General features: G+C 63.3%; 9 protein-coding genes. 1 reads left to right on the forward strand and 8 read right to left on the reverse strand.

Going from position 1 to position 13895, the window contains the following annotated elements; translation table 11 throughout:
* A partial coding sequence (locus RA19_RS17700; protein WP_039165130.1) for an aminotransferase occupies positions 1-1260 on the reverse strand: 1260 nt, incomplete at its 3' end.
* Positions 1261-1362: 102 nt separating this feature from the next.
* Between RA19_RS17700 and RA19_RS17705 the strand changes: the two genes are divergently transcribed.
* The gene (locus tag RA19_RS17705) at positions 1363-2289 is read left to right on the forward strand and encodes a LysR family transcriptional regulator (RefSeq protein WP_039165133.1); all 927 of its coding nucleotides are present in this window, start codon (positions 1363-1365) and stop codon (positions 2287-2289) included.
* A 39-nt stretch (positions 2290-2328) separates the two neighbouring features.
* Here RA19_RS17705 and RA19_RS17710 read toward each other — a convergent pair whose 3' ends face one another.
* The 7 genes from RA19_RS17710 to RA19_RS17740 all read right to left on the reverse strand — a co-directional run bounded on the left by RA19_RS17710 (position 2329) and on the right by RA19_RS17740 (position 13883).
* A complete protein-coding gene (locus tag RA19_RS17710; RefSeq protein ID WP_039165135.1) occupies positions 2329-4743 on the reverse strand; it encodes a GcvT family protein in 2415 nt (804 codons plus the stop codon).
* 4 nt (positions 4744-4747) lie between these two features.
* Positions 4748-7165, reverse strand: coding sequence for a GcvT family protein (locus tag RA19_RS17715; protein ID WP_039165137.1), 2418 nt, complete (start codon positions 7163-7165; stop codon positions 4748-4750).
* A 4-nt stretch (positions 7166-7169) separates the two neighbouring features.
* Complete coding sequence (locus RA19_RS17720; protein WP_082020595.1) at positions 7170-8678, reverse strand: trimethylamine methyltransferase family protein; 1509 nt, start codon at positions 8676-8678, stop codon at positions 7170-7172.
* 157 nt (positions 8679-8835) lie between these two features.
* Positions 8836-10473, reverse strand: a complete 1638-nt coding sequence (locus RA19_RS17725) for an ABC transporter ATP-binding protein (protein ID WP_039165138.1) — start codon at positions 10471-10473, stop codon at positions 8836-8838.
* 10 nt (positions 10474-10483) lie between these two features.
* Positions 10484-11311: an ABC transporter permease gene (locus RA19_RS17730; RefSeq protein WP_039165139.1), complete on the reverse strand. Its 828-nt coding sequence runs from the start codon at positions 11309-11311 to the stop codon at positions 10484-10486.
* Positions 11312-11313: 2 nt separating this feature from the next.
* Entirely contained in the window at positions 11314-12270 is a 957-nt protein-coding gene (locus RA19_RS17735; protein ID WP_039165141.1) for an ABC transporter permease, read from the reverse strand.
* A gap of 65 nt (positions 12271-12335) precedes the next feature.
* Entirely contained in the window at positions 12336-13883 is a 1548-nt protein-coding gene (locus RA19_RS17740) for an ABC transporter substrate-binding protein (RefSeq protein WP_039165143.1), read from the reverse strand.
* Positions 13884-13895: the final 12 nt, after the last annotated feature.

Below are 13895 nucleotides of genomic sequence, written 5' to 3' on the forward strand. Positions count from 1 at the left end.
GCCGATCGCCCGCAGGTACAGCCCGCGGTCATGGGCAAAGTTCTGCACCAGCTCGCCCACCTTCCAGGACGGATCAAACGGCTCGCGCGTCCTGGCATCCTTCATCAGCTCAAAGCCGCAGAACAGCCCGACACCGCGCACTTCAGCGACCAGCGGATGATCCGCCATCGCGTGGCAGCGGCTCAGGAAGCGGTCGCTCACCTTGCGCACATGGCCGACCAGGTCGATCTCGTCATAGATGTCCAGCGCCTCCAGCGACACCGCGGCGCCCACCGGGTGCCCCGCATAGGTGTAGCCATGGCCAAAGACGCCGACCTCGTCGGAGTTCTTCATCATGTCGGCGTACATGTCGTCCTTGAACATCAGGGCCGAGACCGGAAAGAAGGCCGCAGACAGCGCCTTGGCGCAGGTGACCATGTCGGGCTTCATGCCCCAGGTCTCCGAGCCCCACATATTGCCGGTGCGCCCGAAGCCGCAGACCACCTCATCAGCCAGGAGCTTGATGTCGTACTTGCGCAGCACCGCCTGCATCTCGCGCCAATAGCCCTCCGGCGGCATCAGCGCGCCGCCGCCCGAGATCGCAGGCTCGGCAAAGAAAGCCGCAATCGTCTCCGGGCCTTCCGACAGGATCAGCTCTTCGAACTTCGCCGCCATCCGCGCCGAGAACTCCTCTTCGCTCTCGCCGTCGATGTGGAAGCGGTAGTAGTTCGGCAGCTCGGTGTGCTTGAACTCCGGCAGCGGCAGGCCGAACTTCGCATGCATATGCGGCTGGCCGGACAGCGACACGGTGGCAATGGTGTTGCCGTGATAGCCGCGCACCCGGCCGATCACCTTGCGCCGCTCCGGCTCGCCCTTGGCGGTATTGGTGTACCACAGCAATTTGATCGCGGTGTCATTGGCCTCGGACCCTGAGCACTGGAACATCGCCCGGGTCATTCCGTTCGGCGCCATCGCCGTCAGCCGTTCGCCCAGCTCCGCCACCTTCGGGTGCGAGCGGTTGTAAAACGTCGGCGCAAACGGCAGCGTGTTCATCTGCCGCATCGCCGCGCTGGCCAGCCGCTCGTTGTGATAGCCCAGGGACACGCAGCCAAGCCCGGAAAACCCGTCGATGATCTCACGCCCCTCGCTGTCATAGATGAACACACCCTTGCCATGGGTGATCATCGTCGGCCCGTTTTCCGCATGCTGGCGCAGGTTCGACTGCGGATGCACGTGGTGGGCTTTGTCCTGCTCAATCGAGCGTTTGGCGTCGGCGTTCATATCTCGCTCCAAAGGAATTCTTCGCGCCCGATTTCACATTCATCTTGACTGAAACTCAATCTCGAAGTTTTCTCACTTTGATGAATCCAATTCAGGCAAACCATGAAACCTTTACTCGACCTGCGCCATCTGCAACTGATCCAGGCCATCATCCAAACCGGCCGGATCACCGACGCCGCCAAGCTGCTCGGCGTCACACCTTCGGCCCTGTCGCACCGCCTGCGCGAGGCGGAGCGGCGGCTGGATGTGCCGCTGTTCACACGGATGCACAAGAAGCTGCGCCGCACCCCCGCCGCGGACTATATGGCGGTGGTGGCCGAGCGCGTGCTCTCCGATCTCAGCCGCGCTGAAGAAGACGTGCGCCGCATGAACGCCAATGTGCAGCACGTGGTGCGGCTGTCGGTGGAGGCTTACAGCAACTACCGCTGGCTGCCGGCCTTCATCAAGTTTCTTAAGTCCCGCACCGACGGCATCGATCTGCAGATCATGGCGGGCGCCCGCAGCGATCCGCTGACCGGGGTTCTGAACCGCCATCTTGATATCGCAGTAATGTCGGGCACCGTTGCCCAGGCCGGACTGCGCAGCTTGCCGCTGTTTGAAGACCCTCTGCTTTACATCATGCCGCCAAACCACCGGCTGGCAGACCGGGAGTTTGTCGAAGGCACCGATATCGTCGGCGAGCCCTTCATCACCTACACCAAAGTGCCGGAGCCCGACCGCGAGTTTGCCCTGCTGTTCCGCCCGACCGACAGCTATCCGAAATGGGCGGCCACGGTGGAGCTTCCCGAAGCGATTGTCGAGTTGGTGGCCTCCGATCTCGGCACCAGCGTGCTGTCGAACTGGGCGCTGCAATCAGCGCTCAACGAAGGCAGGATCGTTGGCGCCCGGGTGACCCAGGACGGCATCTCGGTGCCCTGGTGCGCGGCCATCCGGGCTGAAGACATGGAAGATGGCGATCCGATCTATCAGGTTGCGCAGTTGCTGTCGGAATGGTGCAGCCTGCCGGATGCAGGGTTCCACATCGTGTAGCGGGAAAGGGCGGCTAAAGCCGCCCTTCCGATGCGCGGGTCAGCTGCGGGCCCGTGCCATTGCCGGATCGTAAAGGGGCCGGGTGCTGGCCGTTGCTTTGACTGCGCGGCCGTTCACCATCACCTCATAGCCGCTGTCTGCCAGATCTTTCAGGGTCATGCCCTCTTCCTTGGCCACATAGCCCAGGCCGACGGCACTGCCGGCGGTCCAGCCATAAGACGCCGAGGTCAGCCGCCCGACGATCCTGCCATCACGCAGAACCGGCTCTTTGCCAAAGATCAGCGCTTCGGGGTCTTCCAGCTTGAAACTCAGCAGGCGGCTGGCGGTTCCTTCCGCCCGCTTGGCCTCGATCGCGGCCTTGCCGGTGAACTCGGTTGCAAAGTCGCAGGCAAAGACCAGGCCGCTTTCCACTGGGCTGTCATGCGGGCCGATGTCATGGCCCCAGTGGCGGAAGCCCTTCTCGATCCGGCAGCTGTCCACCGCCATGCCGCCGCAAAGCCGCGGGGCGCCTTCGGCTGTCATGACAGCTTCGAATACCGCTTGCGCAAATTCGGCCGGAACATGCAGCTCCCAGCCCAGCTCGCCCACATAGGTGATCCGCTGCGCGCGGACCGGGCAGTGGCCCAGATGCAAGTTCTGGAAACTGCCGAAGGGGAAGGCCTCATTCGACAGATCAGCGCCGGTCAAACCTTGCAGGAACGTCCGAGAGCGCGGCCCCATGACGGCCAGGGTTGCCTCGGACGCGGTCACATTGACCACGCTGACGCCGGAGCCTTCCAGCTGGGTTTTCAGCCAGCTTTCGGTCTGCGGCTCGGCCCCCGCCGAGGCCATCACCATGAACCGGGTACCCGAGAGCCGCGCCACGGTGACATCCGCCTCGATCCCGCCCTGTTCGTTAAACATATGGGTATAGACCAGCGCGCCTGGTTCCACCGCCATATTGGCACCGCAGAGGAGCTGCATCTGCGCTTCGGCCCCCTGCCCGTCAACAATGAACCGGCCAAAGGTCAGGTCGATCATGCCGAGATCGTTGCGCAAGGCCTCATGTTCGGCTTTCCAGTCGTCAAACCAGGGCTCGCGGCCAAAGCCGTCGGTCATCTCGCGGCCATAGTACAAGGGTCGCTCCCAGCCGTTGGCGCTGCCGAACTGAGCACCCGCCGCCTTCAGATGGCCGTAGTACGGCGTCCGCCGCAGCCCCCGCGCCTCGGTCTTGCGCAAATAGGGCCAGTGCATCGCATAGGCATGGCCCAGCGTTTCCGCCGCCTTAGTTGCGGTGTAGCTGCGCGCATTCAGCGCCGGCACGATACGGCGTGCATCCACATCGGTCAGATCCATGGTCATATGCCCGGCCATGATCCACTCGGCCAGCGCCTTGCCCGCGCCGGGCCCGTTCTGGATGCCGGTCGAGTTGAAGCCGGCAGCCACCCACAGGCCCTTCACTTCCGTGACCGGCCCCAGGTAGTGCTTGGCGTCCGGGGTAAAACACTCCGGCCCGTTGAAGAACTTGCGGATGCCAGACTCCGCCAGCGCCGGAACCCGCTCCATCGCCGCTTCCAGCACCGGGTAGAGGTGTTCCTCGTCGCAGGGCAGCTCGTCGAACTCGAAAGCCTCCGGCAACCCGCCCTCAGGCAGCCAGGGGGTGGCGTTGGGCTCGGAGCAGCCGATCAGCAGCTTGCCGGCATCTTCCTTGTAATAGGCGTATTCATCCATCACCCGCAGCACCGGCAGGTCGCCGGTGACGCCCTCGATGGGATCGGTCACCACATAGTAGTGGTTGGTGTAATGCAGCGGCACCTGCACGCCGTGGCTCAGGCCGAATTCGCGCGCCCACATGCCGGTGGCGTTGACCACATGTTCCGCCCGCACCAGCCCTTGCGCCGTTTCCACGCCAATGGCCCGGCCGCCCTCGATCACCACACGCTCGACCTTGGTGTCCTCAAAGATCTGCGCGCCATTTGTCCGCGCGCCCTTGGCCAGCGCCATGGTGGTGTCGATCGGGTTGGTATAGCCGTCACCGGGGAACCAGAAGGCGCCCTTGGCATCATGAGCGGAGAGCAGCGGCCAGCGCTCCAGCGCCTCGGCCACGCTGATCTCTTCCGCGCGGATACCGCAGCCGTGGGCATAATCCACCTTGCGCCGCAGTTCCTCCATCCGCGCATCCGTCAGCGCCAGCGTCATTGAGCCGTTGCGCTTGAAACCGGTGTTCTGGCCGGTCTCGTCTTCCAGGCTCTCCATCAGGTCAAGGCCGTATTTGGCCAGCGCCGTCATCACCGGCACGCCCTGGGTTTCACTGACCAGCCCGGCGGCGTGCCAGGTTGTTCCGCTCGTCAGTTTCTTGCGCTCAAACAGCGCCACCGACCACCCCGCTTTCGCGAGGTGGTAAGCCGTTGCACAGCCAACGATGCCGCCGCCGACGATGGCGACCTGCACGTCCTGGGGAAGGGATTTTGCCATGTCCTTAGCCCCGCAGCCGGTCGTTTTCAGGATCGTAGAACGGCACCGTGGCGACAGTAGCCTTCACCGGTTGGCCCAGAACTTCGATGTCAAAGACATCGCCCGGCTGCGCCTCGACCGTCAGATATCCCAGGGCAATTCGTTTATCGATCCGGAACCCGGTGCCGCCCGAGCTGACATAGCCCACCGGCTTGCCATCGCGGCAGATTGGATCGGAAGACAGCGCATCCGCGCCATGACCTTCCAGCACAAAGGCGGTGAAGTGGTAGTCCTTGGGCTGCTCTGCTTGGCGCAGAAACGCATCGCGGCCAACAAAGCTGTCTTTCTTCTTGCTGACGAACCGGTCAAGCCCCGCATCAAAGGCGGTGTATTCGATGCCGAAGTCCGCCCCCCAGCCGTGATAGCCCTTTTCGATCCGCATCGCGTTCAGCGCGTAAGAGCCGAACTCCACTATGCCTTTGTCCGCGCCCTGCTCCAGGATAGCGCTGTAGACCGCCACCAGATCGGATGAGCGCATATGCAGCTCCCAGCCCAGCTCGCCCACATAAGAGACCCGCAGCGCAATCACCGGCGCGCCGGCAATGGTGATCTCGCGCACCGACATCCAGGGTGCTGCCTCTTTCGACAGATCGTCTTCTGTCAGCGGCTGCAAAACATCACGGGACTTCGGCCCCATCACCATCAGCGCCGCATCAAAAGCCGAGCCGCGGCGCAGGCTCACGCCCTCTTCCGGCAGGAATTGCGACATCCAATCGTGGTCGCGCTGATCCGCCAGGGTCGGGCCGCACAAGAGGTATTTGTTCTCCTCCAGCCGGGCGATGGTGGCTTCGGACCAGACCTTTCCCTTGGGCGTCAGCATATAGCTGAGCTTGACCCGGCCCACCGAGGGCATCGCGCCGCAGAACACATGATTCAGGAACTCGGTTGCCTTGGGGCCTTCGACCTCGTAGCGGGTGAAGCCGCCGTGATCCATCACGCCGACATTGTCGCGCACGCCTTCGCATTCGGCTTTTACCGCATCGTGCCAGGCTTCGTGATGGAAGCTCAGCTCGCCATCGTCCTTGACCGCATCGGTTTCAAACCAGAACGCCCGCTCCCAGCCGGCCACCTGGCCGAACACTGCGCCCTTCGATTTCAGCGTATCGTAGAGCGGCGTTGTCTGCACCGGACGCCCGGCTTTCCACAGACGGTGCGGATAGGGGATTGCATACTGGTTCTCATAAAGCTCGCTGGAGCGTTTGACGGTGTAATCAAACGTCGCCCATTCTTCGCCAAAGCGGCGCGGATCCCAGAACGACATGTCCCACTCGGTCTCGCCTTCGGTGATCCATTCGGTCAGGGTTTTTGCTGCCGCTGCCGAATGGGTGATCCCCACCGGGAAGCAGCAGGCGTGGTAGAAGTTCGGCAGGCCGAAGGCCGGGCCACACAAGGGGGCGCCGTCGGGGCTGTAAGGGATCGGGCCGTTCACAAAGCGGCTGACGCCGGCCTCGCCCAGCAGCGGCACATGCTCAAGCGCTGCTTCCAGGATCTCGGCAATGTCGTCCACACTGTCGGGATAGAGCTGGTTTGCAAAGCAGTCCGGCATTCCGTCCAGCCAGGCCGGGCGGCCTTCATGGCCGTAGGAGCCCAGCAGCAGCCCGTTCCGCTCGCGGCGCAGATAGTACATGATGTCCGGGTCACGGACGAGCGGGAAGTTCTCAGGGTTCGCTTCCAGCTCGGGCAGGCTGTCGGTGACCAGATACTGGTGCTCCAGTGTGACGACGGGCAGTTTCTGGCCGACCATCTCACCCACGACACGGCCATAGTAGCCGCCTGCGTTGATCACGATGTCACAGATCACATTGCCCTTGTCAGTCACAACTTCCCATTCGCCCGACGGGCGGCGGTTGATGCCGGTGACCTGGGTAAAGCGCGCAATCTCTGCGCCCAGATCGCGGGACCCCTTGGCCAGCGCCTGGGTCAGCTGCGAGGGGTCCACATCGCCCTCGTAAGGGTCGAGAATACCGCCGATAATGCTGTCGCCCGAGCTGAAGTAGGGATGCATACCGTCCATTTCAGACGGGGTCAGCATCGCCATGTCATAGCCCAGCCCCTTGGAGATCCCTACCAGGTGCTGGAACAGGTCCATCCGCTCCTGCGTATGCGCAGGCCAGAAGGCGCCGGTGTGGCGGTAGGTGATCGGGTAATCCACCTCCTCCGCCAGATCCTTGTAGAGCCGCCAGGCGTAGTTGCCCGCGCGCATGCCGCCCCAGCTGTTGGCATAGGTCGGAATATTGCCCGCCGCATGCCAGGTCGAGCCCGAGGTGAGCTCGTTCTTCTCGATCAGGAGCGTATCGGTCACGCCTGCCTTGGCCAGGTGGTAAAGGGTCGAGACGCCAACGGCGCCGCCCCCGATAATGACAACTTTGGCTTGAGTTTTCATGGTCTTATACTTTCAGAAGCTCGGGCAGATGAATCGGCAGGCGGGCGCGGATCGCGGCCTCGGCTGCCGCAGGCAGATGGTCCGGCGCGGGCATGGCTTCGATCTCAGCCACCCGGGCCAGCGCCCGGTCCCAAACCGTCAGCGCGCCGCTGTCCAGCCAGTCGTTCACGCTTTGGCGGTCGCCAAGTTTGGGATAGACATATTCCTTGGTCATCAGGTCCAGGGTCTGCCCGGTACCCAGGAAATGCCCCTCGCCAGTCACCACCTGCTCGATCATGTCGAGATCGATGGCGCCGTCGAACATCTCCACCCCGCGCACCGAGCGCAGGATCGCGCCGCACATGTCGTTGTCGATCACCAGCGCCTCTTTGCTGGCCGCCATGATCGAGCCGAGCATGCCAACGCTGAGGTTGATCATATCCGCCCCGCCCTGCGCCGCCAGCGCGATGGTGTAGCCTTTCTCATAGCCCGACTGTGCGTCCGCGGTCTTGGCATCGGTCATGCCGGCCGAAACGGTAGACGGCAGGCCGAGGTTCAGCAGCAGCTGCGCGGCGGCGGCATTGGCTACCGCCGCTTCGCCCGAGCCGCCGGTCATCGCGCCGGTGCGCAGGTCCGAGATGAACGGCAGGAAGGCCAGGATGCAGGGGAAGCCTGGCTGCATCATGTTGACCAGCACCAGCCCCGCCAGCGATTCCGCCAGGCCCTGCGCCAAAGCACCGGCCAAAGCCGCCGGGCTGGTCGCACCTGCCTGCGCCGCCGAACAGATCTGCAGCGGCATCCCCAGGCGCACGCACTCCCGCATCACGCCGCAGGCTTCTTCGGCCAGGGTCAAGGGCGGCACCACGTGGCAGATTGAGGCAAAGCAGAACGGCTGCGCCTTGAACGCCCCCTCGCCGCCCAGGGCCTGGTCGAACATTTCGATTACCGGTGCCACATTATCCGGTTCAAAGAAGCTGGTGCCGATCGGCTTTGAAGTTGCCTTCATCGCCGCAAAGGCGGTGTTGATGTCCAGCGTCAGCGGAACCTCAAGATCGCGCGCCACAACCGGACGCAGGCTGTAATGGATGCTGTCGCAGGCATCGACAATGCGCATCAGTCCGTAAAGATCCTGCAGCGTCGAATCGCGGAACGTCTGGGTTGCCGCATCCAGCACCTGCACCGCGGCGCCGCCGGTGCCGATATGCACCCGGCCGCCGCCAACCTCGATCCCCCGGTCGCGTTTGAAACCCGGCAGTTCGACCCGCTTGCAGGCCTTGGCAATCATATCCTCGACCAAGCTGCGCGGGAAGGTGATCCGCCCGTCCGCCCGTGCCACCGCCCCGTTGGCCAAGGCGAGTTCGCGAATGTCTTCAGGAGCTTGCGACACACCGATCCGTTTCAGGATCTCAAAAGCCGTGTCGGTGATATACGCAAGCTTGCTGTCATCCAGCGGCATAAAGCGGCCGCCCGCAGGCGGTTGGGTCAGCTGTGGCGCAGAGGCGCTAGTGCCCCGTTTAGATCGTGTTCGCCGCATTTGCGCATCCTCATTGGTGTTTGTCTTGGCGGCATCTTAAAAACACAGAAGTGTTAGCTCAATTCCATTATTTGCACACTTTGATGAACGAAATTCACTCAAAGATCTGCGAGTCGCCTCAGCCGCAATATCCTGCGGCTGAGGAAAGCAAGAGGCCTCAGCCCTGCGCCGCCGCGCGGTCCGCCAGCACCCGGTCCAGCCAGGCCGGATCCATTTCGGGGACCGACGACAGCAGCAAATCGGTATAGGGCGCATGCGGCGGCGAGAAGATCGCCTCTTTGGCACCCTGCTCCACAACCCTGCCCTGCTGCATCACCACCACCTCATCCGCGATCGCGCGCACGGTCGAGATGTCGTGGGTGATGAACATATAGGCCAGATCATGCTCCTTCTGCAGCTTGTCCAGCAGCCGCAGAATGCCCTCCGCCACCAGCTGGTCCAGCGCCGAAGTCACCTCGTCGCAAATCACCAGCTTGGGCGAGGCTGCCAGCGCCCGGGCAATGCCGATCCGCTGCTTCTGCCCGCCCGACAGCTCGGACGGCAGCCGGTTCATGTACTGATCCGGCTCCAGCTCGATGTCGGCCAGCAGCGCCCGGATCTCCTGGGTCAGCTGCTTGCCCCTCAGCCCGCGGTAATAGGTCATCGGGCGGCCGATGATATCCTTGATCCGCTGCTTGGGATTCAGCGCGGTATCGGCCATCTGATAGATCATCTGCACCGCCTGCAGCTCGGCCTTGCTGCGCTTGCGGAATTCCGGCGCCAGCGGCGCGCCGTTCAGCAGAATCTCGCCCTGCACCGGCGGCAGCAACCCCATCAGGCTGCGCGCAGTGGTCGATTTTCCCGATCCGCTTTCCCCGACAACGGCCACGGTGCGGCCTGCGTGGAAATCCATCGAGATGTCATTCAGCACCGGACGCGCTGTGCCAGGGTATTGCGCGGTCACGTTTTTCAGCGATACCACCGGCACCTGGGCCTCGGCCACCGGCGCCTTTTGGGCCGCCTTGAAGGACCGCACCGCCCAAAGCGACTTGGTATACTCCTCTTTGGGGTCGTTCAGCATGGTTGCGGTATCTGCAGCCTCGACCTCTTCGCCATAGCGCAGCACCATGATCCGGTCCGCCATCTGGGCCACAACCGCCAGGTCATGGGTGATATAGATCGCCGAGGTGCCGAACTCCTCCACGATATTGCGGATCGCAGACAGCACCTCGATCTGGGTGGTCACATCCAGCGCCGTGGTCGGCTCGTCAAAAATGATCAGGTCCGGGCGGCAGGCCATGGCCATCGCGGTCATCGCGCGCTGCAGCTGGCCGCCGGACACCTGATGCGGATAGCGGAAGCCGATTTCCTCGGGGTTCGGCAACTGCAGCTGGCGGTAAAGATCAATTGCGTCCTTTTCCGCCTCCTCGCGCTGCATCAGCCCCCGGCGAACCGGGAATTCCGCATGCTGGCTGATCAGCTTGAAGGCCGGGTTGAAACTGGCCGCCGCCGATTGCGCCACATAGGCAATCCGGGTTGAACGCAGATCGCGGCAGGTCTCGCGGCTGGCGCCGGTCAGCTCAATCCCGTCAAAGTGCACGGTGCCGCCGGAAAACCGGCAGCCATCACGCACATGGCCCATGGCGCCCAGGCCGATGGTGGATTTACCGGCGCCGCTTTCGCCGATCAGCCCCAGCACCTCGCCCTTGCCCAGGGTCAGGTTGACGCCTTTGACAATCGGCTTCCAACGGTCCTCGGACAGGCCTTCGATCTGCAGGTTCTGCATCACCAGCAGCGGGGTTTGTGTATCTGTCATTGTAAGCCCCTCAGGTTTTCAGGCCACTGGCCTTGTGCAGCATCCAGTCGACGATAAAGTTCACCGCAACTGTCAGCAGTCCGATGGCGGCCGCCGGGATCAGCGGCGTCAGATCGCCAAAGGTGATCAGCGAGGCATTCTCGCGCACCATCGAGCCCCAGTCCGCGGCCGGCGGCTGAATACCCAGGCCCAGGAACGACAGGCCCGAGATGGTCAGGAATACAAAGCAGAACCGCAGCCCGAACTCCGCCACCAGCGGCGGCGCCGCATTGGGCAGGATCTCCTTGCGCATGATCCACCACAGGCCCTCGCCCCGGACCTGCGCTGCCTCGACGTAGTCCATCACCACGACCCCCATCGCGACAGCGCGGGCAATCCGGTAGACAAAGGTGGCATAGATCAGCGCGATCACCCCGATCAGGCTGGTGACCGACGCGCCGAAAATGGTCAGCAGCAGCAGCGCAAAGATCAGCGTTGGGATCGAAATCACCACATCCACCGCCCGCGACAGCACCTGATCGACCCAGCCCTGCAGCACCGCGGCAAAGAACCCCGCCGCGCTGCCGACGGCAAAGGCGATCATCGTGGTCACCAGCGCGATGCCGATGGTGTTGCGGGCGCCATAGATCATCCGCGTTGCCATGTCCCGGCCCAGGCTGTCGGTGCCCAGCCAGTTCACGGCGGACCAGGGCTCGTATTCATAGCCCACCACTTCGCTTTCGCCAAAAGGCGCCAGCAGCGGCGCGAAAACCGCCACGAAGATGTAGAACAACACGACCGCGATGCCGAATTTTGCGGTCAGCGGCGCCTTGCGCAGCTCATGAAGGATCGCGTTCATGGTTATTTCCTGTGCAGCAGGCGCGGGTTGGACGCGATCGAGATCAGATCGGACGCCAGGTTGAAGAGGATATATGTGGCGGCAAACAGCAGGCAGGCGGTCTGCACGACAGTAAAGTCCCGCTTGGCCACGCTATCGACCAACAGCTGCCCCATGCCCGGATAGACAAAGACCACCTCGACGATCACTACGCCGACGATCAGATAGGCCAGGTTGATGGCGATCACGGTCACGATGGGCGCAATGGCGTTGGGCAGCGCGTGTATCACGATCAGGCGGCGCTGGCTCGCGCCCTTCAGCTGTGCCATTTCGATAAAGGGCAGCGCCAGCAGGTTGATCAGCGACGCCCGCGTCATCCGCATCATATGGGCGGTGACGATCAGCGTCAGTGTCAGCGCCGGCAGGAAGGTGCGGTAGATCCGGTCGCCCAGGCTGGCGTCCTCGGACAGGTTGGCAATCGACGGGAACATGCCCAGCTCAACCGCAAACAGCCACACCAGGATATAGCCGACAAAAAACTCGGGCACCGAGATTGCTGTCAGCGTTGCCACGTTGATCGACTTGTCCAGAAAGGTCTCGCGGTAGAGCGCCGCAATCACCCCCAGAAGCACCGCCAGCGGCACCGAGATCACGGCAGCAAAGCCCGCCAGGAAGAAGGTGTTGTACATCCGCTCGCTGATCAGATCCTTGATCGGAAGGCCCGAGATCAGCGAATTGCCCAGATCCCCCTGCAAAAACCCGCCAAGCCAGCTCAGATAACGGGTATGTGCAGGCTGATCCAATCCCAGCTCGCGGCGGAAGGCGGCCAGGTTCTCCGGCGTTGCAGACTGCCCCAGCACCTGCTGGGCCACGTCGCCGGGCAACAGCTCGATCGACAGGAAGATCACAAGCGACACGACAAACAAGGTCAGAAGGCCAAGCGCCAGCCGCTGGACGAAAAGCCTGAGTAGATAGTGCATTTGATGTCTCTGAAGCAGAGTTCAGGAAACTGGCGGGGCCCCTGCCCCGCCAGCCGTTTCCGGTTTTAGGCTTTCCACCAGCGCTCGATAGCCTTGTAGCCGTCCAGCGCCCAGTTCGAGGCCACGTCTTCGCCATGCGCCACATCGGCGCGGCGGGCATAGACGAAGTTGCGGAAGAACGGGATCACCGAGCCGCCCTCATCGCGCAGGATCACCTGCATGTCGCTGTACATCTGCGCCCGCTTGCCCTCGTCCAGCTCGGACCGGGCCGCCAGCATCAGCTGCGAGAACGTCTCGTTGCTGAACTGGCTTTCGTTCCAGTCGCCGGTATAGGCGGTGGCAAAGATCATGTCCGGCACCGGGCGCGCGCCCCAGGAGCTGGTGAAGAAGGGTTTCTTCATCCACACATCCGACCAGTAGCCATCGCCCGGCTCGCGCACGACCTGCACGTCCAGGCCCGCAGGCGCCGCGTGCTCGCGGTAGAGCGTCACCGCGTCCACCGCGCCGGCAAACAGCGAGTCCGACACGCTGAGCGATACGCTCAGGCTGTCCAGTCCGGCTTCCTTCAGATGGAATTTCGCCTTGTCCGGGTCATAGGCGCGCTGTTCGATCGAGGCGTCGTAGAACGGCATCGAAGGCGCAATCGGGTGGTCGTTCGCCACGGTGCCATGGCCGCGCAGCACCTGCTTGACCAGGGCTTCACGGTCAACGCCGTATTTCAGCGCCAGGCGCACGTTGTTGTCCTGGAACGGCGCCTGTGAGCTTTGCATGGCAAAGGTCGGGTGGAAGCCGCCCGAGATCGACTCGATCTCGACGTTCTTGTCGCGGCCCAGCAGGCCCAGCGTCTTGTATTCAGCGGACTGTACCGCGTCGATCTCGCCGGTGACCAGCGCCGTGGTGGCCGCGCCGCTGTCGGAGATCAGCAGCACTTCGACGGTGTCAAAGTTGGCCGCGCCCTCTTTCCAGTAGTCCGGGTTGCGCTTCAGCACGGTTTTTACACCCGGCTTCCAGCTGTCCAGCACATAACCGCCGGTGCCGGTGCCTGACATGTCCAGCGCGCCGTCAGCGCCGACCGGCATGATCTGGAAGTGATAGTCTGACAGGATGAACGGGAAGTCCGCATTCGGTGCCGACAGGCTGAAAACCACGGTATCGCTGCCGTCGGCGGTGATGTTCTCAACACCCGCCAGCAGCGATTTCGCGCCCGAGGTCGACTCTTCGCCGCGGTGCAGGTCCAGCGAGGCAATGACATCTTCCGGCGCCAGCGATTTGCCGTTGTGGAAGGTCACGCCCTGGCGCAGCTTGAATACCCAGGTCTGGGCGTCGTCCGACGACCAGCTGGTGGCCAGTTCCGGCTTCAGCTTGTTGTCAGACCCGATCTCGGTCAGGTTGTTGCGCAGCGCCCAGCCGACCATGATCTGCTGCGAGCCGCTGGCCTCAGCCGGGTTCAGCGTGTCGCTGGTGCCGCCCTGGTTCACCGACAGGCGGAAAACGCCGCCCTTCTGCGGCTGCGCCTGCGCCGCCCGGGGCATCTGGCTCAGGCCAGCCAGCGCAACCGAGCCCGCCAGAAAGCCGCGTCGGCCGATCTGAAGGCTGGATCCGAATTTCGTCATTTTGGGTCTCCT

Source organism: Leisingera sp. ANG-M1 (assembly GCF_000813745.1).
In the GTDB taxonomy this organism is placed as follows: Bacteria; Pseudomonadota; Alphaproteobacteria; order Rhodobacterales; family Rhodobacteraceae; genus Leisingera.